General features: G+C 68.8%; 22 protein-coding genes and 1 pseudogene. 5 read left to right on the top strand and 18 right to left on the bottom strand.

The genetic code is table 11. From position 1 onward, the window contains the following. Window positions 1–18: 18 nt before the first annotated feature. The 17 genes from A7X97_RS08425 to A7X97_RS08345 all read right to left on the bottom strand — a co-directional run bounded on the left by A7X97_RS08425 (window position 19) and on the right by A7X97_RS08345 (window position 15031). Window positions 19–2373 carry an MMPL family transporter gene (locus A7X97_RS08425; protein ID WP_088497003.1) on the bottom strand — a complete coding sequence of 785 codons (2355 nt, stop codon included), beginning with the start codon at window positions 2371–2373 and terminating at the stop codon, window positions 19–21. Continuing rightward, window positions 2366–2989: a LolA family protein gene (locus A7X97_RS08420; RefSeq protein WP_172412127.1), complete on the bottom strand. Its 624-nt coding sequence runs from the start codon at window positions 2987–2989 to the stop codon at window positions 2366–2368. The genes A7X97_RS08425 and A7X97_RS08420 overlap by 8 nt, the downstream gene beginning before the upstream one ends. Window positions 2990–2991: 2 nt before the next feature. After that, window positions 2992–3423: an acyl-CoA thioesterase gene (locus tag A7X97_RS08415; RefSeq protein WP_010482317.1), complete on the bottom strand. Its 432-nt coding sequence runs from the start codon at window positions 3421–3423 to the stop codon at window positions 2992–2994. Then, complete coding sequence (locus A7X97_RS08410) at window positions 3410–4960, bottom strand: HAL/PAL/TAL family ammonia-lyase (protein WP_088497002.1); 1551 nt, start codon at window positions 4958–4960, stop codon at window positions 3410–3412. Before A7X97_RS08410 ends, A7X97_RS08415 begins: the two co-directional genes overlap by 14 nt. Then, window positions 4950–5891, bottom strand: coding sequence for a lysophospholipid acyltransferase family protein (locus A7X97_RS08405; protein WP_088497001.1), 942 nt, complete (start codon window positions 5889–5891; stop codon window positions 4950–4952). The genes A7X97_RS08410 and A7X97_RS08405 overlap by 11 nt, the downstream gene beginning before the upstream one ends. A gap of 1 nt (window position 5892) precedes the next feature. Next, complete coding sequence (locus tag A7X97_RS08400) at window positions 5893–6663, bottom strand: glycosyltransferase family 2 protein (RefSeq protein WP_065196793.1); 771 nt, start codon at window positions 6661–6663, stop codon at window positions 5893–5895. Then, complete coding sequence (locus tag A7X97_RS08395; protein ID WP_088497000.1) at window positions 6653–8338, bottom strand: ApeI family dehydratase; 1686 nt, start codon at window positions 8336–8338, stop codon at window positions 6653–6655. Before A7X97_RS08395 ends, A7X97_RS08400 begins: the two co-directional genes overlap by 11 nt. Next, window positions 8331–8882, bottom strand: coding sequence for a COG4648 family protein (locus A7X97_RS08390; protein WP_049416044.1), 552 nt, complete (start codon window positions 8880–8882; stop codon window positions 8331–8333). The genes A7X97_RS08395 and A7X97_RS08390 overlap by 8 nt, the downstream gene beginning before the upstream one ends. Before the next feature lie 22 nt (window positions 8883–8904). Then, window positions 8905–9162: an acyl carrier protein gene (locus A7X97_RS08385; RefSeq protein WP_005411609.1), complete on the bottom strand. Its 258-nt coding sequence runs from the start codon at window positions 9160–9162 to the stop codon at window positions 8905–8907. Between the two features lie 17 nt (window positions 9163–9179). After that, window positions 9180–9437: a phosphopantetheine-binding protein gene (locus A7X97_RS08380; protein WP_005411610.1), complete on the bottom strand. Its 258-nt coding sequence runs from the start codon at window positions 9435–9437 to the stop codon at window positions 9180–9182. Continuing rightward, window positions 9424–10221 carry a lysophospholipid acyltransferase family protein gene (locus A7X97_RS08375; RefSeq protein WP_072167809.1) on the bottom strand — a complete coding sequence of 266 codons (798 nt, stop codon included), beginning with the start codon at window positions 10219–10221 and terminating at the stop codon, window positions 9424–9426. Before A7X97_RS08375 ends, A7X97_RS08380 begins: the two co-directional genes overlap by 14 nt. Next, window positions 10214–10957: a beta-ketoacyl synthase chain length factor gene (locus A7X97_RS08370; RefSeq protein ID WP_088496999.1), complete on the bottom strand. Its 744-nt coding sequence runs from the start codon at window positions 10955–10957 to the stop codon at window positions 10214–10216. The genes A7X97_RS08375 and A7X97_RS08370 overlap by 8 nt, the downstream gene beginning before the upstream one ends. Window positions 10958–11173: 216 nt before the next feature. Beyond that, window positions 11174–12187: a cytochrome d ubiquinol oxidase subunit II gene (cydB, locus tag A7X97_RS08365; RefSeq protein WP_088496998.1), complete on the bottom strand. Its 1014-nt coding sequence runs from the start codon at window positions 12185–12187 to the stop codon at window positions 11174–11176. A 1-nt stretch (window position 12188) separates the two neighbouring features. After that, window positions 12189–13586: a cytochrome ubiquinol oxidase subunit I gene (locus tag A7X97_RS08360; protein ID WP_088496997.1), complete on the bottom strand. Its 1398-nt coding sequence runs from the start codon at window positions 13584–13586 to the stop codon at window positions 12189–12191. Between the two features lie 213 nt (window positions 13587–13799). After that, complete coding sequence (locus tag A7X97_RS08355; RefSeq protein WP_053498343.1) at window positions 13800–14015, bottom strand: hypothetical protein; 216 nt, start codon at window positions 14013–14015, stop codon at window positions 13800–13802. Further along, complete coding sequence (locus tag A7X97_RS08350) at window positions 14012–14665, bottom strand: RNA polymerase sigma factor (protein WP_088496996.1); 654 nt, start codon at window positions 14663–14665, stop codon at window positions 14012–14014. The genes A7X97_RS08355 and A7X97_RS08350 overlap by 4 nt, the downstream gene beginning before the upstream one ends. A 36-nt stretch (window positions 14666–14701) precedes the next feature. Then, a complete protein-coding gene (locus A7X97_RS08345; protein WP_072167805.1) occupies window positions 14702–15031 on the bottom strand; it encodes a hypothetical protein in 330 nt (109 codons plus the stop codon). 167 nt (window positions 15032–15198) lie between these two features. Between A7X97_RS08345 and A7X97_RS08340 the strand changes: the two genes are divergently transcribed. The 5 genes from A7X97_RS08340 to hemF all read left to right on the top strand — a co-directional run bounded on the left by A7X97_RS08340 (window position 15199) and on the right by hemF (window position 21209). Further along, window positions 15199–17568: a S9 family peptidase gene (locus tag A7X97_RS08340; RefSeq protein WP_072167804.1), complete on the top strand. Its 2370-nt coding sequence runs from the start codon at window positions 15199–15201 to the stop codon at window positions 17566–17568. After that, a complete protein-coding gene (locus tag A7X97_RS08335; RefSeq protein ID WP_088496995.1) occupies window positions 17565–17984 on the top strand; it encodes an NUDIX hydrolase in 420 nt (139 codons plus the stop codon). The genes A7X97_RS08340 and A7X97_RS08335 overlap by 4 nt, the downstream gene beginning before the upstream one ends. A 30-nt stretch (window positions 17985–18014) precedes the next feature. Further along, complete coding sequence (locus A7X97_RS08330; RefSeq protein ID WP_032954647.1) at window positions 18015–18575, top strand: hypothetical protein; 561 nt, start codon at window positions 18015–18017, stop codon at window positions 18573–18575. Between the two features lie 69 nt (window positions 18576–18644). After that, entirely contained in the window at window positions 18645–20258 is a 1614-nt protein-coding gene (locus A7X97_RS08325) for a hypothetical protein (protein WP_088496994.1), read from the top strand. A gap of 54 nt (window positions 20259–20312) precedes the next feature. Then, on the top strand, window positions 20313–21209 hold the full coding sequence (gene hemF, locus A7X97_RS08320; RefSeq protein WP_072167801.1) for an oxygen-dependent coproporphyrinogen oxidase: 897 nt from the start codon (window positions 20313–20315) through the stop codon (window positions 21207–21209). A gap of 31 nt (window positions 21210–21240) precedes the next feature. Here hemF and A7X97_RS22080 read toward each other — a convergent pair. Then, window positions 21241–21603, bottom strand: a pseudogene (locus A7X97_RS22080) (DUF421 domain-containing protein); the annotation flags it as partial. Window positions 21604–21660 lie beyond the last annotated feature (57 nt).

The raw sequence follows: 21660 nt of genomic DNA, 5'->3' as shown, positions 1-21660 counted from the left end.
GGAAGTCGGAAAACAGGCTCAGGCCGGCGGCAGATCGTGCGGCGGCGGACGGAACAGCGGCGAGATCAGCCAGACCAGGCCGATGCCGAACAGCAGGGTCAGGCCGAACGCGCGCAACGCCGGGGTCTGCGACAGGCCCAGCAGGCCGAACGACAGCCAGGTGCTGGCCGCGCCCACGCACACGGCCAGCCATGCACTGGCGTCGCCGCGGTGCTCGATCAGGAAAATGCCGTAGTCGATGCCCATGCCTAGCAGCAGCATCAGTGCCAGCACGTTGAACAGCTGCAGCGGCTGGCCGAACAGGCCCAGCAGGCCCAAGGTCAATGCGCCGGCAATCAGGGTCGGCGCGAACACGCGCCAGGCCTGGCGGCGGTAGCGCAGCCACAGCGCGCCGAACACCAGCACGATGCCGACCAGCAGCAGCCCGCCCATCAGCTTGCGGTAGTGGCCCAGCAGCTGCGAGAAGTCGGCGGTGCGATCCACCCAGCGGACGCCGGGCAGGCCTTCGGCGGCACCGCGCAGGGTGGCCAGCGTATCCGCGCGCGACAGGTCATCGACCATCACCACGCTGATCATCTGCCCGCCGACCTGGCCCACCCACAGGTGCCGGAACGGCTGCGAGGCCGGCGAGGCCAGGAACGCTTCGGCGGTGAGTGGCGCGTCCGCGAACGGCGGTCGTTGCAGTGGCTCTCCCACGGCCTCGGACACGGCCGCAAGCACACCCGGTTCAACCTTCGCAGTCAGCGCCGCGTCGGCCTGCTGGCGCGACGGCGACGGCAGCCAATCGCTGATCGCGCGATAGCCCCCAATGCGCTTCTGGTTGGCCAGTACGCGCAGGCGTTCGGTCAACGCTTCCTCACGCTGCAGCAGCTGCGCCGCGTCGGTGCCCTGTACCAGGTAGAACTGTGCCGGGCTGGGCATGCCCAGCAGCTGGCTCAAGCGGATCTGCTGCGCCATCAGCGCCGGCGGCGACGATTGCAGGCTGCGCAGGTCGTCGTTGCTGTGCAGGCGGGCAATGCCGATGGCAGACAGCGCCAGCGTGATCACCACGAACACCGTCACCGGCCGGCGGCCATGCAACCGCGGGAAGCGCTCCAGCGTGTTGCCCAGCCACTGCGAGAAACGGGTCTGGCGGATCTCACCGCCATCCAGCCACGGGAACCAGAAAATCACCGTGAGGAAGGCGGCGGCCAGGCCGACCACCGAGAACAATGCCATCTGGCGCAGGCCCGGGAACGGGGCCAGGCCCAGTGCCAGGTAGGCCAGCGCGCTGGTCAGCAGGGCCAGCCACAGGCCGGGCAGCAGGTGCCGCAGCAGCTTCCAGCGACGATCGGCCGGTTCGGCCTGGCGCGAAGCGAACCAGTGGATGCCGTAGTCCTCGGCCACGCCCACCAGCGACGCACCAAACACCAGGGTCAGCACATGCACCTTGCCAAACACCAGCACGGTCACCGCCAGCGCCACGCCACAGCCGATCAGCAGTGAGGCGGCAACCAGCAGAATCGGTCGCAGCGAACGGAACGCCAGCCACACCAGCAGCAGCACCGCGGCCAGCGAGCCCCAGCCGATCGTGTTGATCTCCTGGTTGGCCTGCACCGCCGCCGCTTCGGCGTGCAGCGGCACACCCGCATGCAGGATTTCCAGTTCTGGCGCCGCCGTCCTGGCGGCCAGCCCGGCACGTTCCAGCAGGCCGTCAAGATGGCGCTCGCCGTCAAGCTGGAACGCCGACCCCGGCGTATCGAACTGCAGTACGGCCCAATGCCTGCCCTCGGCTTCGAGCAGGCCGTCATCGCCCAGCCGCAACCCCGACCCCTGCGCCTGCTGCTGCCACCATTGCGGCCACAGCGAGAGCGGGTCTTGCCGCCAATCGGTCAGGCGCGGTGCGCCCATCGGACCGTACAGCGCAGCCAACGCCTGCTCGGCCAACGCGCCCGGCTCGCTGCCCTGCAGCTGCTCGCGCTGGGCCGGGGTCAGCAGGCGGTCGCGGTACGGCGCGTAGAACGCGCGCGCCTCGTCGAACCAGCCTTCGATCGAACCGCTGGGCACCAGCAACGCGCTGTCGGCATCCGCCGCCATCGCCGCAGCGAACGCCGCCTGTGCGCGCTTGGCGGCGGCGCCATCCTTGCTGCCCAGCAGCACCACCACCTGGCGCGAGCTGCCGTCGGCGATGCGCCGGGTGACGTCACTCAACAGGCGGTCATGCGCGTCCTGCGGCAGCAGGGCGAGGATGTCGGTGTCGATCCGCGACTGCTGGCTCCACAGGCGCCATTGCTGCGCACCCAACACCAGCAGGAGCACCAGCCAGGCGATGCCCAGCCAGTGCCACCAGCGCCGCAACCGGTCCGGCCCGTTCGATGCTGCCCCCTCACTCAAAGCGGCGTGCCTCGTCGGCGGTGAGCGTGGCCGGCGCTTCGCTCAGTGCACTGAACTGGATCTGCGTGCGATCCTTGTTGGCCTCGACGATCTCGACCTGGCGCACGTAGCGGTCACCTTGCAGGGTCAGCGACTGGAACGCCTTGGCCAGCATCGCCGACTTCGGCGTCAGCCGCAGCCGCCAGCCCTGCCCTTCACGGCTGGCCGCCACGTTGAACTGGCCGGACAGCGCCTGCACGTCGCCACTCATCAGCGCGAACATGATCGCGTTCACCGAACGCATCGCCGGCTGCTGCCGTGCATCGAGCTCGACACGGGTGCTGCCATCGCGCTGGCGGCTGAGGATGCGGTCGGCGGTGACCACCACTTCGGAGGGGAACGGCTTGAGCGTGGTCCAGATCACGCCATGCTGGCGCGCGACCACGAAGCGGCCCTGCGAGCGCAGCGGGTTCTTGAAGCCGCTGACCTGCTTTTCCTGGCTGAACTGGCCACGCAGCACGTCCGGCCGCGCCACCGCCTGGGTGATCACATCGATGGCGGGGTCGGCGGCCTGCACCTGCGGTGCGGCAATGAACATCAGCGCGCACAGCAGCACGCTGGAAAGACGGACAAGCATGTTCACGGCGCAGGCACTCCCAGGCGTTCCCACAGTACCGGCGGGCACTGGTACAGCATTTCCCTGCTGGTCGCGTCCACCGCGACCTGGATGGTCATCGCACGGGTCAGCACTTGGCCGCTTTCCGCATCAAGGATCTCGTACTCGATCTTCAGCCGGTTCTCCCATTCCACGATGCGCGCAATCACGCGCAGCGCCTGGTTGAACAGCAGCGGGCGCACGTACTTCACCCGCGCATCGACCACCGGCCACAGGTAGCCCGATTCGAGCATCTGCGGATAGTCGTAGTCGTAGCGCCCAAGCAGCGCGCAGCGCGCGATCTCGAAGTACTTGAAGTAGTTGCCATGCCAGACCACGTTCATCGGATCGCAGTCATGGAAGGCGGGGGTCAACGCAATTTCGCCAACCCGTTCAATAGCCTCATTCACCGGCATACAGCTCCCAACGTTGCGCGCGGATCTCCACCAGCAGTTCCCGCAGTTCGCGATCCAGCGCGCGGTCTTCTTCAACCAGGGCGATGCGCTGCCCCAGGTCGGCGTACATGCCGGCCAGACTGCCATGCAGCTGCGCGTTCAGGCCAACCCGTTCGCGCAGCGCCAGGCCCTGGCGGGCGGCGATCAGCATCGCGGCCACCACCTGCTCGGTCAGCTCGATCACGCGCAGGCAGTCGCGCGCGGCGATGGTGCCCATGCTGACCTTGTCCTGGTTATGGCACTCGGTGGAACGCGAGAACACGCTGGCCGGCAGGGTCTGCTTCAGTGCTTCTGCGGTCCAGGCCGACACGCTGATCTGCAGCGCCTTCAGGCCATGGTTGATGGCCGCGCGCTGGCCGGTGGCCGCCGACAGGTTGGCCGGCAGGCCATGGTTGTAACGGGCATCCACCACCAGCGCCAGCTGCCGGTCGAGCAGGTCGGCAACGTTGGCCACGGTGTTCTTCAGGGTGTCCATCGCCAGCGCGATGTGGCCGCCGTAGAAGTGGCCGCCATGCAGGATGCGCTCGCCGTCGGCATCGATCAGCGGATTGTCGTTGGCGCTGTTCAGTTCGGTTTCGATCAGCTGGCGCAGGAACGGCAGGCTGTCCTCCAGCACGCCGATCACGTGCGGCGCGCAGCGCAGCGAATAGCGGTCCTGCAGGCGCTGTTCATTGCGTGGCGGACGCTCGCTGTGCAGGTCGCTGCGCAGGCGCGCGGCGATGCGGCCCTGGCCCGGGTGCGGCTTGGCCGCGAACAGGGTTTCGTCGAAGTGGTGCGCGTTGCCGTCGCTGGCCAGCACGTTGAACGCGGTCAGGCGCGTGGCCATCCGTGCCAGGTAGTCGGCGCGCTGCCAGGCCAGGCAGGCCAGGCCGGTCATCACCGCGGTGCCGTTCATGATCGCCAGGCCTTCCTTCGGCCGCAGCTTCAGCGGGGTCATGCCGATCTTCGCCAGCACCTCGGCAGCAGGCTGCACGCGGCCATCGTGCAGCACCTCGCGCTCGCCGCACAGCACCGCCGCCACGTAGGACAGCGGGGTCAGGTCACCACTGGCCCCCACCGAGCCTTCGGCCGGGATCATCGGCAGCACGTCGTGCTGCAGCAGCGTGGCCAGGCCTTCCAGCAGCGGCACGCTGACACCGGACATGCCACGCACCAGCGACGCCAGGCGCGCGGCCAGCACCGCACGGGTCTCGACCGGGTCCAGGTAACGGCCCAGGCCGCAGCCATGGTAGGTGTACAGGTGGTGCGGCAGTTCAGCCACCAGTGCCGGCGGGATGTTCACCGTGCACGAATCGCCATAGCCGGTGGTCACACCGTAGATCACGCCATCTTCGCGCAGCAGGCGGTCAAGGAAGTCGGCACCGCGCTGGATGTGCGCGCGGAACGCCGGCGCGTCGCTCAGTGCGGCCTCGCACTGGCGCTGGGCCAGGGCAACCACGTCTTCGATGGTCAACGGTGCATCGCCAAAGCGGCACACGGGTACGGCGTCAGTCGTCATGCGGAGCCTGATCCCAGAAGGGGAAGAAATTGAACCAGTCCAACGGGGACTGGATGACCTGGAGTTCCAGCCAGCGCGCGAAGCGCTGTGCCTGTTCGGCAAGTGCCGCGTCGCGCGAGCCACGCGGCAGCACGATGCGTTCGGCGAACTGTTCAAAAGCCACGCGGTAGCCCTCGCCCTGGTGCAGGCAGGCCATGGTGTAGACCGGGCAGCCCAGCGCCGCAGCCAGCACGTAAGCGCCGATAGGGAACGGTGCGCGGTGGCCGAGGAAATCGGCGGTGACACTGCGACCGCCCTGCACCGGCGTGCGGTCGCCGACGATGGCGACGAAGCCACCCGCCGCCACGCGCTCGGCCAGCATCATCGCTGTGGCCGGCCCCATTCCGGTCACCTGCACCAGCTCCACCGCCGCCAGCGGGTCCAGCCGCTGCAGCAGGCGGTTGAAGCGCTGCGCATGCGCGGTGTGCACCAGCACGGTGATGCGGAACCCCGGCACCTGTTCGGCCAGCACCTGGCACAGTTCCAGGCAGCCGATGTGCGCGGTGAGGATCAGACCGCCTTCGCGGCGCGCGATCTTCTGCAGCACCAGGTCGCGGTGCAGGTGGATACGGTTGGCCGGGTAGCGCCCGCCCAGGCCGAGGATCTTGTCCAGCATCGTGTCGGCGAAGGCGAAGAAGTGGCGCAGGCTGTCGCGCCGGGTTGGCGCGCGGCCGAGCACGCCGCTGTATGCCTGCAGCCGCTGCAGGTACTGCATCGAGGCCTGTCGCCCCACACGGTTACCCAGCCAATGGCAGGCCACCACCGGCCACGCGCACAGGCGGAATGGCCAGCGCCCGAACCAGCGGTGCACCCAGCACAGGAACAGCACGCCGGCCACCGACGTCGATTCGCCGATGTCGGCCCAGTGCGGGGCGTCCTGCGCGGTCGCCATCTCAGCGCTGCCCCTGCAGGCGGCGCCACAGCAGCCGCGGTGCGCGCCAGAGCATGCCGAAGAACAGGCGGGTGTGCATGCGGCTGATGCGCACGTTGTCGCGCCACACATCGAAGTGCGACACGCCATCGGCGGGATAGGTCACGCGCGTGGCCAGGTGCTCGACCGGCAGCTGGCGCCAGTACAGGCGCACCATCACTTCAGTATCGAAATCCATGCGCCGGCCGATGGTCTCTTCACCGATCAGGCGCAGCACCGGTGGCAGGGGATACACCCGGAATCCGCACATGGTGTCGCGCAGGTGCAGCGACAGCGTGTTGATCCAGACCCAGACGTGGGTGGCGTAACGGCCATACAGGCGTGCCTTGGGAACACTGGCGTCGTAGGCCGGAATGCCGCAGATCACCGCGTCGGGATGCACACGCGCGGCCTCGATGAAGCGTGGCAGGTCAGCGGTATCGTGCTGGCCGTCTGCGTCGATCTGCAGCACGTGGCTGTAGCCACGCGCGCCGGCTTCAGCAAAACCGGCCAGCATCGCCCCACCCTTGCCCTGGTTGGCGTCCAGGCGCAGCAGGTCGACGCCCTGGCGCTGTGCCAGCGTGCGCAGCACCGCCGCGCACGCCTCATGCGAACCATCGTCGACCAACAGGCAAGGCAGGCCAGCGGCCTGCACACCGTCGACCACCGCCACGATGGCGTGCTCGTGGTCGTAGACGGGAATCACCACCAGTGGCGCGAACGCGGCACCGGCAACGGCCGGGTCAGTCCGCATCGGCGAAAACCACCTTGCCGCTGGCATGCACACCGTGGCTGGAGGTATAGCGGAAGGCCAGCACGTTGCGTGCGGCATCCCAGTCCAGCTGCAGGGTCAACTCATCGCCGGGGCGGGCCACGTGCTGGAACTTCACCGCGTCCATGCGCAGGAACGCGCGCGGCATCGCAAATGCCTGGCGGCCGAAACGCATCGCCCAGTCCAGCTGCGCAACACCGGGCAGGATCGCCGCCTGCGGGAAGTGGCCCTGGAACGGCCGCAGCGCCGGGTCGAGGGTCATGCGCAGCGTGGCGCTGGCGGCGTCGCGGCAGTCCCAGACCGGCACCGGCATCAGTGGCTGGAACAGCGCCGCCAGTGCCGCCTGGGTCACCTTGCCCTGCGCGTTGATCGGCAACGCCTGCACCAGGCGCCAACGGCGCGGCCGGGTCACCGCGTCATGCGCATGCGCCAGGCGCGCGCCCAGGCGTTGGCCCAGCGCACGGCGCGCGGCGTCGCCGCCCTCCAGCAGCGCCGGATCGGCCGGAACCACCACGGCGGCCAGCTGCTCGCGCTGCCCGGGCAGCACCAGCACGCGCACGTCATCCACTTCGGTGTCTTCGCGCAGCGCGCGTTCCAGCGCATCCAGCGAGACGCGGCGCTCTTCGATCTTGACGATGCGGTCGGCGCGGCCCAGCAGCCGGAAACGGCCATCGGCCAAGGCTTCCACGCGGTCCTGGGTGCGCCACCAGCCGGGAGTTTCCAGATGCGCCGAGGCCACCGCCAGGCAGCCGTCGTCGATCCGCCATTGCACACCCGGCAGCGGCTGCCACGGCGGCAGGTCGGTGTCCCAGCGGCGCCAGGCGATACCGCCGGTCTCGCTGCTGCCATAGACCTCGGTCGGCGCCACACCCAACCACTGCCGCACCTGTCGCGCCGCGTCCTCCGGCAGCGGGCCACCGGAGGAGAACACCGCGCGCAGGCGGCCATGCAGGCTGGCCCAGTCGAGCTGCTCGGGCAGGCGCTTGAGATGGGCCGGCGTCGCCACCAGCACCGTGTCGGTACCGGCCAGCGCACCCACCAGGTCTTCGTGGAAGAACCGACGCGGATGGATCAGGCGGCCGGCGGCCAGCGGCCACAGCACGCGGAACAGCAGCCCGTAGATGTGCTGGTGGGACACCGTGCCGTGCACCTGCGCGCCCTCCAGCTGCGCGCCGAACGCGGCCTGCAGCGCCTCCACCTCGCGCGCCAGCTGGTCCAGGCGCTTGCCGATCGCACTGGGCTGGCCGGTGCTGCCGGAGGTGAACACGCACAGCTCGCTGGCGCGCTCGTCCAGCGCCTGCAGTTCGTCGTCCAGTGTGGCGTCCAGCGCCGCCAGCGGGCGGTAGTCGGCCGGTACGTCGCCCGCGAAACCGCTCACCTGCGGCTGCAGCGCCTGCAGCGTGGCCGGCAGGTTGTCAGCGGCCAGGAACACCCGCTTGCCGGCATGCCAGGCGCCGAACAGCGCCGCAGCGAAGGCCACGGCGTCATCGAAATACAGGGCCCAGTCGCGGCCTTCGGCCGCCGCAAAGGCGGCGCGCCAGCCCCGTACGCGCTGGCGGAAGCAGGCGTGGTCAACCATGTCTCCGTCGCACAGGCCGACGCTGCGCTGCGGCCGCGCCTCCAGCAGCAGCCGGTCCAGGGCAATCCACTCAGCCATGCGCGTGCGCCGCCTTCACCCGCCGCCGCACCAGCCACTCACCTGCGAACAACACGCCCATCATCACGTACGCCAACAATCCGTTGTAGAGCATCCAGGCCCGGTCCGACGCGTACAGCGCGGTCAGCAGGGCCAGGCTGCCGTTGAGAACGAAGAAGCCGCACCACACCTGGGTGACGCGGCGGGTATAGGCCACCGCGAACGGGGGCAGGTCCGGCTCCTGCAGCCGCGCCAGGCGCTCCACCAACGGCGGCCCGAAGCGCAGGCTGGTGCCGAACACCGCCAGCATCACCGCATTGACCAGCGCCGGATATAGCTTCAGCGGCAGGGCCTGGTTGAGCACGGTGGCCAGCACCGCCAGCAGGCCGGTGCCGGCGGCGGCGGCCCACCACAACGGCTGGCGCGTGCTCAGCGCACGCAGCAGGGCCAGGGTGAACAGCAGCAGCGACAGCCAGCGCGGCTCGAAGCGGCCCATCGCCAGGTACACCAGCAGCGGGTAGGCAAGCGAAATCGCTGCCACCACGACGGTACGTGCGCGAGCCATGGCGAAGCCGCCGGCGCTGCGGTCAGGCGGCTGCCTGGTCCGGCAGCAGTCCATGCACGACATCGACGATGTCCTGCACGGTGCGCACGGCCTTGAACGCTTCCGGCTGCAGGTTGCGGCCGAGCAGTGGCTTGAGCTGCACGATCAGGTCGACCGCATCGATGCTGTCGATGTCCAGGTCGTCATACAGGCGGGCCTCGGGGGTGATCCGGGCGGTTTCAATCTCGAAGCTGTCGGTCAGGATGCTGACGATGCGTTCGAACAGTTCATTCTTGGTCATGGCAATTCCTGGCGCCGTTACGACTGGCGGGCGGCGACGAACTCGCCGAGCGCGCGCACGCTGGAGAAATGGCGACGGGTTTCCTCCGAATCGGCCGAGAGGCTGACACCGTACTTCTTCTGCAGCGCCAGGCCCAGCTCCAGCGCGTCGATCGAATCCAGGCCGAGGCCCTCGACGAACAGCGGCGCGGTCGGATCGATGTCCTCCGGCGTGATGTCCTCCAGCGAAAGGGAGGAAATGATCAATTCCTTGATCTCGTGCTCAAGTGCTTGCACGGGGCGGATCTCCAGACAGGTCGAAATAACGAGAAAGGTGCTCGGTGACGCGGCGGGCTGCCAAGGCATCCCCCCTTGGCGAGTCGTCATCGGCCAGGAAGGGCGCGATCGGGATATCTTCGCCGATCTGCAGCCGAACGTGAAAGCGACGTGAGGGGACACGATACCACTTCTGTCCCTTGGTCAACGTGGGCGGGGTGCAGGTAATCCGCACCGGGGTGATGTCCAGCCGGCCGCGGACGGCGATGTTGGCGGCCCCGCGCTGCAGCCGCGGCGGCTGGCCCGGCACGCTGCGGGTGCCTTCGGGGAAGATCACCAGGGTGCCGCCGGCGTGCACCGCCGCCACGCAGTCATCGACCAGGCCAGCGCCATCGTCATTGGAGATGTAGCCGGCCGCCCGCACCGGACCGCGCATGAACGGGTTGCGGGCCACGGCCCGTTTCACCACGCAATCGGCGTTGGGCAGCAGCGAGATCAGGCAGACCACGTCGATCAGGGTCGGGTGATTGGCCAAGACCAGCAAACCGTCGCGCTGCAGGCGTTCACCGCCCTCGATCTGGTAGGTCATCACCCCCAGCGCGCGCATCAGGCGCAGATGGCTGGCAAAGGCAACCTGAACCACCCGGCGCGCCCGGCGGCGACGGACCACCGGGTCGCGCATCAGCAGCAGCACCGGCATCACCAGCACGCCCAGCAGCAGGCCACCCATGCCGAATGCGGCAAAGCTCAGGCCGGTGCCGAGCACCCGCCAGGCATGATCGAGGCGGCGCAGCGCCTCAGCCACGGCGCGCCCAGTGCCAGCGCTGGCCCTGGGCCACGTGCTCCAGCGCCGGCGCACCGGACAGCAGGAAGCGGTGCAGGTCCAGCGCGTGCGGCAGCGCGCCCGGGGCGGTGGCAGGGGCCTCCGGCGCCGCCTCCCACTGCAGGGAGAGGGTCGGCTGGCCCGGCATCGGCGCCGTCAAACGCCAACACCAGGCAAAGAACGGGTCGGGTTCGTCGGCGAACGTCGCGTAAATCTCGGGAAGGCGCGACTCATACACCACGACCCGAACTTCGCCGGCGCCATCGGCGAGCAGACCGGCCGCTTCCAGGCAGGCGGTTTCGACCGTGGCCTGGCCGGCGGCCAGCGCCAGGTAGTTGCCACGGTGGCCGCGCGCGATCGAGTACAACGCAGCGATCGCGTTGTGCACCGACAGGCCGAACCCCGTTGGTGACAAGGGCTGATCATTGGACAGCGCCCCCAGCAGCTCCATCGAACGGGCCACGTCGCCGTGGCGGCTGGCGAACACCAGCGGGACCTGGCTGTCCGCCCCCTGCCCCTCCTCGCACCAGCAGGCGGCCTGGATCGCCATCCGGCCCAGCCGCTCGATGCGGCGGCGCTGCATTGCCGGGATCTCGGCCAGCGCCGGCGTGTCTTCGCCAACCGGCGGATACGGCGCATCGGCCCAGCCCAGCCACTGGCTACGTTCGCTCAGGCCGGGCGCCCAGGCAGCCCAGTCGACGATGGAGAATTCGATCATTTAGCGAAGGTGCTTCAACGGGAGAACGATAGGCACGAGCCATTACGGCGACGCGCGGCGGCCCCCCAGTCCTGCAGCCGTGCGTCCGTCCAGGACGTCGCCGGCTGCCCCCCTGGCTGCCGGAAAGGAGCGCACGCTAGCACGTCCTGCACGGGGTGTGCAGGTTTCACATTCCCCAACACGGGAGCCGGCACCGGCGGCCCCCGCTTCAATCGATCAGTGGTAACCGGTATCGGCGTGCACCTTGCCACGGAACACCCGGTACGACCACGCCGTGTAGCCGAGGATGACCGGCAGCAGAATGACCAGGCCAACCAAGGTAAAGCCCAGCGAGGAGGCCGGCGCGGCGGCCTGCCACAAGGTCATCGACGGTGGCAGCAGGTAGGGCCACATGCCCAGTACCAGGCCGAGGAAGCCGAGCACGAACAGGGCCAGGCTGAGCAGGAACGGCGGCAGGTCATGGCGCGGGTGGGTGGCACTGCGCCACAGCGCAGCGGCTACCGCCAGGGTCAGCAGCGGCACCGGCGACAGCCACCAGAAGTTGCCGTCGCTGAACCAGCGCGCCATCAACCGCGAGTCGAGGAACGGCAGCCAGCTGCTGACCAGACCCATCGCCGCGATCACCGCCACCACCAGCGGCCGGGTCATCTGCCGCGCCAGCGCCTGCACGCGTCCCTCTGTCTTCAGGATCAGCCAGGTGCTGCCCAGCAGCGCATAGCCGGCCACCAGCGCGGCACCGGTCAGCATCGCGAACGGGCTGAACCAGGCGAACGGCCCGCCCTGATAGATACCGTCCACCAGCGGGATGCCCTGCACCAGCGTGCCCAGGATCACGCCCTGGGCGAACGTCGCCAGCAGCGAACCGAGGCCGAACGCCACGCTCCACAGCCGGCGTGACCGATGCGCCTTGAAGCGGAATTCAAAGGCCACGCCACGGAACACCAGCGCCACCACCAGCACCAGCACCGGCAGGTACAGCGCTGACAACAGCACCGCATAGGCCTTGGGAAAGGCCGCCAGCAGGCCGGCCCCCCCCAGCACCAGCCAGGTCTCGTTGCCGTCCCAGATCGGCGCGGCGGTGTTCATCATCAGGTCCAGCTGCTCCTCGTCCTCGGCGAAGGGGGCGAGGATGCCGATGCCAAGCACGAAGCCGTCCAGCACCACGTACATCAGCACGCCGAAGCCGATCACCGCGAACCACGCCACCGGCAGCCAGGTCATCAGGTCCATGTCAGCGCTCCTCCAGCGGTTCGTCGGCTGCCGACAGCGGGCGCGCCGGGGTGTGGCTGCCGTGGTCCAGCGACGGCCCTTCGGCGTAGGGCTGCGGTCCGTGGCGCAGGATCTTCACCAGGTACCAGATGCCCCAGCCGAACACGAAGGCATAGCCAACCACGTAGACACCCAGCGACAGCGCGGTCATCCACGCGCTCTGCGGGCCGACCGCATCGGCGGTGCGCAGCAGGCCATACACCACCCATGGCTGGCGCCCCATCTCGGTGACGAACCACCCCGACAGCAGCGCGATGAAACCGCTGGGCAGCATCCAGTTCCAGCCGCGCAGCAGCCATGGCGAATCGAGCAGCTTGTTGCGCCACAGCTGGAAGGCCGACACCCAGGCCAGCAGCAGCATCAGCGTGCCCAGCCCGACCATGATGCGGAAGGCAAAGAACACCGGCGTCACCGGCGGCCGCTCGCTGGCCGGTACCGAGGTCAGCGGGTCGAAGGTGCCGTCCAGGCTGTGGGTCAGGATCACGCTGCCCAGCTTCGGGATGGCCACTTCGAAATCGTTGCGCTCCTCCTTCTCGTTGGGCAGCGCGAACACCACCAGCGGTACGCCCTCGCCTTCCAGGGTCTCATGCCAATGCGCTTCCACCGCCGCGATCTTCATCGGCTGGTGCTTGAGCGTGTTCAGGCCGTGCATGTCGCCGACGAAGATCTGCACCGGCACGGTCAGCGCGGCGAATGCCACGGCGGCGATCAGCATGCGCCGGCCCGCTTCCACGTTCGTGCCCTTGCGCAGGTACCACGCACCGACGCCACCGATCACGAAGCAGGTGGTGATGAACGAGCCCAGCGCCATGTGCGCGAGGCGGTAGGGGAACGAAGGGTTGAACACCACCTGCCACCAGTCCACCGGATGCACGATGCCGTTGACCATCTCGTAGCCGGCCGGCGTGTGCAGCCAGCTGTTGGACGACAGGATCCAGAACGTGGAGAACAGCGTGCCCAGCGCCACCATGCAGGTGGACAGGAAATGCAGGCGCGGCGAGACCCGGCCCCAGCCGAACATCATCACGCCGAGGAAGCTGGCTTCCAGGAAGAACGCGGTCAGCACCTCGTAGGTCAGCAGCGGGCCGATGACCGTGCCGGCCACCTCGCTCAGCCGCGGCCAGTTGGTACCGAACTGGAAGGCCATGACGATGCCGCTGACCACGCCCATGCCGAACGACACCGCGAAGATCTTCTGCCAGAAGAAGTACAGCTCGCGCCACACGGGCAGCCTCGTGCGCAGCCAGCGCCACTCGATGAAGGCCAGCCAGCTGGCCGTGCCGATGGTGAAGGCTGGGAACAGCACGTGGAAACTGATGACGAATCCGAACTGGATCCGGGACAACAACAACGCGTCCAAGGGACGCCTCCTGCCTGCGACCGGTGGGATACCGGACCACTTTAGGAGGATTTCGTTAAAATGGGATGCGACCGGGTGACGCGCTGCTTCACTTTGTCGCAGGGGTCAACCGTTCTGGTAGCTGCCAACCTTGGTTGGCACACACGCCCAAACGCCGACCCAGGTCGGCCTCTACCCACCGCGATTGGAGCGGCCCCTTGCCCGGCGGGTGCCTCAGTGCCAGAAATACCAGGCCGCCGCAGCCAGCAGGGCGCCAAACAACAGCACCTGCACCACCACATAACCCACGCCACCGTCGCGCGACTCAGCGGCAATGCGCTTCTGCAGCGCCTCGCTCACATCCGGCGTGTCTTCCTGCTGTGCCTGCTCACGCAACGCCTGTGCCAGCGCGCGCGCTTCCGCATCGCGAGGGTCGGTCGGTGGATTCACAGCAGCTCTCCGGCGGTGGCATGCCGCGTCAGTTCCTGCTTCAGGATCTGGCGCGCGCGGTGCAGATGGCTCTTGATGGTACCGCGCGCCAGCCCGGTCACCTGTTCGATCTCGGCCAGATCGAAATCCTCCAGGTAATGCAGGCCGACGATCAGGCGCTGCGGCGGACTCAGCCGTTCCAGTGCCGCGCCGAGCTGGCGCCCGGCCTGCAGCGCCTCGCTCAACTCGGCCGGCCCGGGGCCTTCATCGCCGATCCCCAGATCCTCCGGCACCTCCACCGCCACCATCCACTGCGCCTCCAGCCGCCGCCGGCGCAGGTGCTGCAACGCCGTGGTGTAGGCGATCCGGGAAACCCAGGTGCGCAGCGAGCATTCAAAACGAAACCGATGCAGCTGGCGGAACACGGCAAGGAAAGTTTCCTGCAGCAGGTCGGCGACCTGGTCGCGGTCGCCCACCATGCGTCCGATCACATGCGCGCAGGTGCGCTGGTGGGTCTCCACCAGCTGCGCGAAGGCCGACTGCGAGCCATCGATGATGGCCCGCACCAGGGCCTGGTCCGCGTCCAGCGCTTTGGCGGGGGCCGCCGTCGCCGCCGTATCCTCGCGGCGACGGCCCCGCAGTGCCGACAGCGCTTCGCCGAGCAGGCTCATGCGCGGGGCGCCCCCTGTGCCCGTGGCATGCCTGCCTCAGCCCTTGCGTGCGGCAGGCCGGGTGAAGTGCCAGGCCAGCAGCTGGCCGAGGCCGGCACTGCCGACCAGCGCGGCGGCGGCGCCAAAGGTCAGGTCACGGGCCCCGATGGCTTCCAGCATGGCCATGGCCAGGGCCAGGCAGACCAGGCTGATGCCCCAGCGCAACGCACCCTGGCGGCGGCGCTCTTCTTCCAGCACAGCCAGCGAGCGGATCACTTCCTCCGGTACGTGCGGGGCCACCAGCTTGCTGCGCGCGCGCGCATCTGCAATGGCATGGATCGCGTAGGCGATGCAGATGAAGAGGGTGATCGGGATCAGTTCCTGCATGGTCGGGCTCCTGTTCGGTGGATGATGCGGGTTCAGGAGAATGGATGCGCGACCACGGCAACCGGTTGCGCCACTTTGCCAATGCCGCTGCCATGACCTGTGGCCCCTGCCCCCGGCCCGGACGGCTGCTACCCTTGCCCGGTTTCCTCTTCTGGTGCCGTCCGCCCATGTCCCGAGTGCTGCCCCTGTCCCTCCTGCTGTCGGCCGTGCTGGCCGCACCGGCTGCGCATGCCGCGCCGACGCCGATCACCATCGAACAGGCCATGGCCGACCCGGACTGGATCGGCCCGCCGGTCGAGAAGGCCTGGTGGTCGTGGAACAGCCAGCAGGTGGAATACCAGCTCAAGCGCAACGGCAGCCCGGTGCGCGACACCTTCCGCCAGCCGGTGGCCGGCGGCGTGGCCGCGCAGGTGGCCGATGACCAGCGCGGCACCCTGGACGTCGCCGATCCGGTCTACGACCGCAGCCGCAGCCGCAGCGCCTTCGTGCGCAATGGCGATGTGTTCGTGCGCGACCTGCGCAGCGGCGCGCTGACCCAGCTGACCCGCAGCAACGAGCGCGCGGGCAACGTGAACTTTGCCGCGGACAACGGCGTGATCTGGCGCGTCGGCCAGAACTGGTTCCACTGGACCGCCGCCAGCGGCGTGCAGCAGGTGGCCAGCCTGAAGGCCGAGAAGGACCCGCGCACGCCGCCGAAGGCCGACGTGCTCCGCGACCAGCAGCTGCGCACGCTGGAAACCCTGCGCCGCGACCGCGAGCAGCGCGAGGCATTGAAGGACCAGGACCAGCGCTGGCGCCAGGCGGATCCGACCCGCGCACCGGGCCCGGTCTACCTGGGCGCCGACGTCGAGATCGGTGACAGCGTGCTGTCGCCGGACCTGACCCACCTGATCGTGGTGACCAAGCCGAAGGACTTCGACGACGGCCGCACCAGCAAGATGCCGCTGTACGTGACCGAGTCGGGCTACGAGGAAACCGAGGACACCCGCACCCGCGTCGGCCGCAACGGCTTCGAGCCACACACCCTGTGGTACGTGGATGTGCGCACCGGCAAGGCCGAGAAGGTCTCGCTGTCCGGCCTGCCGGGCATCAGCACCGACCCGCTGGCCGAACTGCGCCGCAAGGCCGGCAAGGATGCGCTGAAGGGCGAGCGCAGCGTGCAGGTGATGAGCGACTTCATGGGCGGCGGCATCCGCTGGAGCGCCGACGGCCAGCAGGCCGCGGTGATGCTGCGCGCCAACGACAACAAGGACCGCTGGATCATCAGCGTCAATGCTGCCGACGGCCGCGTGCAGAACCGCCACCGCCTGACCGACAACGCCTGGATCAACTGGGGCTTCAACGATTTCGGCTGGATGGCCGATGGCCGCACGCTGTGGCTGTTGTCCGAGGAATCGGGCTTCTCGCACCTGTACACCCAGGCCGGCACCGCCAAGCCGCAGGCGCTGACCAGCGGCAAGTGGGAAACCTCGGCGCCGGTGCCGTCGGCCGATGGCAAGGGCTTCTACTTCCTGTGCAACCAGCAGGCGCCGCATGACTACGAAGTCTGCGCGGTCGACACCGGCAGCCGCCAGGTGCGCGAGCTGACCAGCCTCAACGGCGTGGAGGATTTCTCGCTGTCGCCGGACGGCCAGCAGCTGCTGGTGCGCTACTCCGGCGCCTACCTGCCGCCGCAGCTGGCGGTGCTGCCCAGTGCCGGTGGCCAGGCGCGCGTGCTGACCGACACCCGCACCGCCGACTACAAGGCACGCCAGTGGATCCAGCCGAAGCTGGTGGCAGTGCCGTCCAAGCATGGTGCCGGCGTGGTCTGGGCCAAGTACTACGAACCGGAAAACAAGGAACCGGGCCGCAAGTATCCGATCGTGATGTTCGTGCACGGCGCCGGCTACCTTCAGAACGTGCACCAGCGCTACCCGGCCTATTTCCGCGAGCAAATGTTCCACAACCTGCTGGTGCAGAAGGGCTACATCGTGCTGGACATGGACTACCGCGGCAGCGAGGGCTACGGCCGCGACTGGCGCACGGCCATCTACCGCAACATGGGCCACCCGGAACTGGAAGACTACAAGGACGGCCTGGACTGGCTGGTCGACACCCAGCAGGGTGACCGCGACCACGCCGGCATCTACGGCGGTTCCTATGGCGGCTTCATGACCTTCATGGCGCTGTTCCGTGCGCCGGGCACCTTCAAGGCCGGCGCCGCGCTGCGCCCGGTGGTGGACTGGCACAACTACAACCACGGCTACACCAGCAACATCCTCAACACCCCGGACATCGACCCGGAGGCGTACCGCGTGTCCTCGCCGATCGAGTACGCGCAGAACCTGCAGGACAACCTGCTGATCGCCCACGGCATGATGGATGACAACGTGTTCTTCCAGGACTCGGTGAACCTCACCCAGCGCCTGATCGAACTGCACAAGGACAACTGGTCGATCGCCCCATACCCGCTGGAACGCCACGGCTATGTGCGTGCCGATTCCTGGCTGGACCAGTACAAGCGCATCCTCAAGCTGTTCGAGCAGAACCTGAAGTGAGCAACGCCGCAGCCACGATCCGGATCGTGGCTGCGGTCATCCTGGATGACCGCGGCCGGGCGCTGGTGGTGCGCAAGCAGGGTGCGCGCCGCTTCATCCAGCCCGGTGGCAAGCCCGAACCCGGCGAGGCGCCCCTGCAGGCGCTAGCCCGCGAGCTGGACGAGGAACTGGGCGTGCAGCTGCGCGCCGATGCCGCCATCGCGCTGGGCACGTTCGAGGACTGGGCGGTGAACGAGCCCGGCCACCGCGTGCAGGCACAGGCGTGGTGGGTGCAGGTGGACGGCACGCCGCAGGCGCGCGCCGAAATTGCCGAACTGGCCTGGGTGCCGCTGCAACCGCCGCATGGCCTGCCCTTGGCACCCTTGAGCGAACACCATATCCTGCCGGCCGTCGCCACCCGGGCGACGGCCCGCTGAGCAGGCGGGCGCCGACTGCAAGGACATCGGATGTCAATGTCGATCCCGTCGATCCCCTCGCCGCTTTCCCCGGCCTATCACGCCTGGGTGCGCCCGGTCGCACAGGCTTCGTTCTGGCTGTCACTGCTGCTGACGATCTACTTCGTGCTGCAGGGACTGGTGCTGTGGCCGCTGCAGAACCTCAGGCTGTGGCGCCTGGTGGAAAGCGAAGTGCAGCAACAGCAGCTGCACAGCCTGGTCTGGCTGCTGGCGCACCCGGTGGCCGCGTCAATGGTCGTCGCGCTGTTGTGCCTGGCCTCGACCGTGTCCAGTTGGGGCCTGCTGCGTGAACGTCGCTGGGGCCTGTGGAGCTTCGTGGTACTGCTGCTGCTGAGTGCCCTGACCAACTTCGCAGCCGCCTGGTGGCTGGACCTGTTCATGGGCGACTTCATTCCGTTGCTGGCCGATGACCCGGCCCTGCTGCAGGAACTGCAGCTGAAACGCTGGCTGATCACGCTGACCGTGGTCGGCATGTCGTTCGTGCTTCTCGGCCTGCAGGGCTGGCTGGCCTGGCGCCTGCTGCGCCCCGACGTGCGCGCGCGCTTCCACTGAGTTCTTCCGGGCGTGGCCAGGGCCTCCGGCAGCACCCGGCGTTTTGCCTTTGATCGTCAAGGAGACGACATGCTCTCACTCGCACCGTACCGCCACTGGCTGGCCTGGGCGTTGCTGCTGGCCACGCCGGTGGCCGCGGCACAGTCACCGCAATGCGGCCTGTTCAAGGCCGACGAAGGCAGCAGCACGCTGCGCGTCAGCTCATCCAACCGTGGCGAGCAGAAGCACTTCGGCAGCGCACCGACCCCGGTCGCGTTCCAGCAGATCGAAGGCAAGCTGCAGCTGGTGAATCTGGAATATGGCCTGCCCAGCGCGCTGCAGGTGCGCGACCGTGGCCGCACCCTCGAGGTGGACGGCACGGTCTACACCCTGCAGGCCCCTGCACAGTGCGCCGCAGCCGCCGCGCCGGCTGCGGGCAGCTGCCTGGCCGATGCGGCGGCCTGCCTGGACAACCGCCACGAGGCGACCCCCACCGCGCTGGCAGCGGCGTGCCGGGAAGGCGTGCCCGGCATGTGCCTGCAGCTGGCCGATCGCTGGCATGACGAGGCCAGGGCGCCGGCCACGCCGGATGAGGCGCAGCAACAGGCCATCCTCGATACCGCACTGGCCGGCATCGAACTGCCTGTGCCGTGCCGGAATGGCGGCTTCAGCAACGAGACACCGGCCTGTGCAGCGGCGCTGGAAGCGGATCCGGCGCTGCAGGAGCAGATCGTCAAGGCCGCGATGGGTGCGGCGATGGTCGAAGCCGTGAGCTCCGTGCTGTCACCCTCCACGCCGGTGGTGGTGCCGGCCGCGCAGCGCCAGCAGCTGTTGCAGTTGTGCCAGCAGGTCGGCCATGGCGGCTTCTGCAGCCGCGTGGCCGAGCTCTCGTGGGAATCCGGCGACCCCTTGCAGGCGGTGCAGGCACTGGCCACAGCGTGCGCGCCCGGCAATGACAGCGCCGCCTGTGAGCGCCTGCCTGCGTTGCAGGCGCTGGGCGCCTCGTTGCGGCCGCAGCCGGCTACGGCGCTGCCCTGCGGCACCTTCCGCGCCGCAGGTGGCCTGATGGATACGCTGGACTTCGGCGATGCAGGACGGGTCGGCATCGGCTGGGACAGCCAGCTGCGTGCCCGTGTCGAAGACGGCGACGTCCGCATCCGCCACGACAAGGGCGGCGACTTCGTGCTGCGGCCGTTGCACGGCGGCCAGCTGCTGGGCCTGGACACGTGGACACGCTTCCAGGTGTTCGTGCCGACCGGCGAGGGCGCGAGCACCTGCAGCCCGCCGAAACACTACACGGTGCTGCCGCTGCCGCAGGACTGCCCGCAAGCGCTGGCCAGCGGCGGTGCCGAAGCCTGCTGCGCGCAGGGCAAGCTGCAGGGCTGCAACATTCTTGGCAACCGTCTTGCGCTGTCCGGCCAGTGGCGACAGGCGGCAGAGCACTACACCACCGTGTGCCGTGCCGGCGTGCGCGAGGGCTGCGAGAACCTGGTCGCAGCGCAGGGCCGCAGCAGCGACGTCGACGCCCATGCGACGCTGGAGCGGCTGTGCGCCGCCGACCGCAGCGGGCGCCACGTCGCCTGCGATGTGCTGGACACCGGAAACTGGAGCGCCCTGGAGCTGGGTCGCGTCCTGCAGGAGGCGGTGGACGAAGCGACGGCCGAGGACGCTCCGGCGCCGCGCACTTCCAATCGCAAGCGCTGAGCCTGCCAGGTCCTGTCCGCAGCGTTGGCCGGGCCCTGCGGTAAAGTACGCGACATGAACGAATTCGAGCGCGTTCGCGCCTACCTCACCGAGCTGCAGGACCGCATCTGTGCGGCGATCGAGGCCGTCGATGGCCGGGCCCGCTTCCAGGAAGACCTGTGGCAGCGTGCCGAGGGCGGTGGCGGGCGTACCCGCGTGCTGCGCGACGGTGCGGTGTTCGAGCAGGCCGGCATCGGCTTCTCCGACGTCGCTGGCAGTCGCCTGCCGCCGTCGGCCTCGGCCAACCGCCCGGAACTGGCGGGCGCCTCCTGGCGCGCCACCGGCGTGTCGCTGGTGTTCCACCCGCTCAACCCGTACGTGCCGACCACCCATGCCAACGTGCGCTTCTTCCAGGCGCAGCGCGACGGTGAAGTGGTAGCCAGCTGGTTCGGCGGCGGCTTCGACCTGACCCCGTTCTATCCGTTCGACGAGGACGTGCAGCACTGGCACCGGGTCGCACGCGATCTGTGTGCGCCGTTCGGCGACGAACGCTACGCCGCGCACAAGCGCTGGTGCGACGAATACTTCTTCCTGCGTCATCGCAACGAAACGCGCGGCGTCGGCGGTCTGTTCTTCGACGACCTGCACGGCGATTTCGAGCGCGATTTCGATTATCTGCGCGCGGTCGGCGACGGCTTCCTCGATGCGTACCTGCCGATCGTGCAGCAGCGCAAGGACACCCCGCATGGCGAACGCGAACGCGAGTTCCAGCTGTACCGCCGCGGCCGCTACGTGGAATTCAACCTGGTCTACGACCGCGGCACCCTGTTCGGGCTGCAGAGCGGTGGCCGCAGCGAAAGCATCCTGATGAGCCTGCCGCCGCGGGTGCGCTGGGAATACGGCTTCTCGCCTGAACCCGGCAGTGCCGAATCGCGCCTGGCCGACTACCTGGTGCCACGCGACTGGCTGTGAGGGGTGTCGTCGCGCGGGACGTGGGCTCGGCGCTGGTCAGCTCGCGGCGGAGTACCGCCTCGAACAGGCGACCATCGCGCGCGATTACGGTGGGTTCTCCTTCGATCAACCGCTGCATGCGCCGGTTCCGGGTGGTCAGCCAGCTGACCCCGTAGTTCAGCAGGATCAGGGTCGCCGCCAGCAGCAGCTCGCCGCCCAGCGAGGTATCCGTGCCCAGCAGCGCGTTCTGCACCGCGTTGCCCAGCAGCACGATCAGCAGCACGTCGAACGGCGTGATCTGCCCCAGAGCCCGCTTGCCGCCCAGCCGGACCATGCCCAGCACCACGACATGGACCACCACCGCGCGCAGGATGAATTCCCACCACGGCATCGCCAGTGCGAACAGATCGGGCATCGTCTTCCCTGCGGAGCGGTGGCCCAGCCTAGCACCTGGGGTCAGATCCCTTTGCCC

Source organism: Stenotrophomonas sepilia (assembly GCF_003244875.1).
Lineage (GTDB): Bacteria > Pseudomonadota > Gammaproteobacteria > Xanthomonadales > Xanthomonadaceae > Stenotrophomonas > Stenotrophomonas sepilia.
This window is presented reverse-complemented; position numbering and strand designations above follow the sequence as displayed.

Excerpts from the sequence above, each read along its gene's own strand:
- A7X97_RS08420 (WP_172412127.1), bottom strand. The coding sequence starts at position 2,989 with ATGCTTGTCCGTCTTTCCAGCGTGCTGCTGTGCGCGCTGATGTTCATT.
- A7X97_RS08415 (WP_010482317.1), bottom strand. The coding sequence starts at position 3,423 with ATGCCGGTGAATGAGGCTATTGAACGGGTTGGCGAAATTGCGTTGACC.
- A7X97_RS08410 (WP_088497002.1), bottom strand. The coding sequence starts at position 4,960 with ATGACGACTGACGCCGTACCCGTGTGCCGCTTTGGCGATGCACCGTTG.
- A7X97_RS08405 (WP_088497001.1), bottom strand. The coding sequence starts at position 5,891 with ATGGCGACCGCGCAGGACGCCCCGCACTGGGCCGACATCGGCGAATCG.
- A7X97_RS08400 (WP_065196793.1), bottom strand. The coding sequence starts at position 6,663 with ATGCGGACTGACCCGGCCGTTGCCGGTGCCGCGTTCGCGCCACTGGTG.
- A7X97_RS08395 (WP_088497000.1), bottom strand. The coding sequence starts at position 8,338 with ATGGCTGAGTGGATTGCCCTGGACCGGCTGCTGCTGGAGGCGCGGCCG.
- A7X97_RS08390 (WP_049416044.1), bottom strand. The coding sequence starts at position 8,882 with ATGGCTCGCGCACGTACCGTCGTGGTGGCAGCGATTTCGCTTGCCTAC.
- A7X97_RS08385 (WP_005411609.1), bottom strand. The coding sequence starts at position 9,162 with ATGACCAAGAATGAACTGTTCGAACGCATCGTCAGCATCCTGACCGAC.
- A7X97_RS08370 (WP_088496999.1), bottom strand. The coding sequence starts at position 10,957 with ATGATCGAATTCTCCATCGTCGACTGGGCTGCCTGGGCGCCCGGCCTG.
- cydB (WP_088496998.1), bottom strand. The coding sequence starts at position 12,187 with ATGGACCTGATGACCTGGCTGCCGGTGGCGTGGTTCGCGGTGATCGGC.
- A7X97_RS08350 (WP_088496996.1), bottom strand. The coding sequence starts at position 14,665 with ATGAGCCTGCTCGGCGAAGCGCTGTCGGCACTGCGGGGCCGTCGCCGC.
- A7X97_RS08345 (WP_072167805.1), bottom strand. The coding sequence starts at position 15,031 with ATGCAGGAACTGATCCCGATCACCCTCTTCATCTGCATCGCCTACGCG.
- A7X97_RS08340 (WP_072167804.1), top strand. The coding sequence starts at position 15,199 with ATGTCCCGAGTGCTGCCCCTGTCCCTCCTGCTGTCGGCCGTGCTGGCC.
- A7X97_RS08330 (WP_032954647.1), top strand. The coding sequence starts at position 18,015 with ATGTCAATGTCGATCCCGTCGATCCCCTCGCCGCTTTCCCCGGCCTAT.
- A7X97_RS08325 (WP_088496994.1), top strand. The coding sequence starts at position 18,645 with ATGCTCTCACTCGCACCGTACCGCCACTGGCTGGCCTGGGCGTTGCTG.
- hemF (WP_072167801.1), top strand. The coding sequence starts at position 20,313 with ATGAACGAATTCGAGCGCGTTCGCGCCTACCTCACCGAGCTGCAGGAC.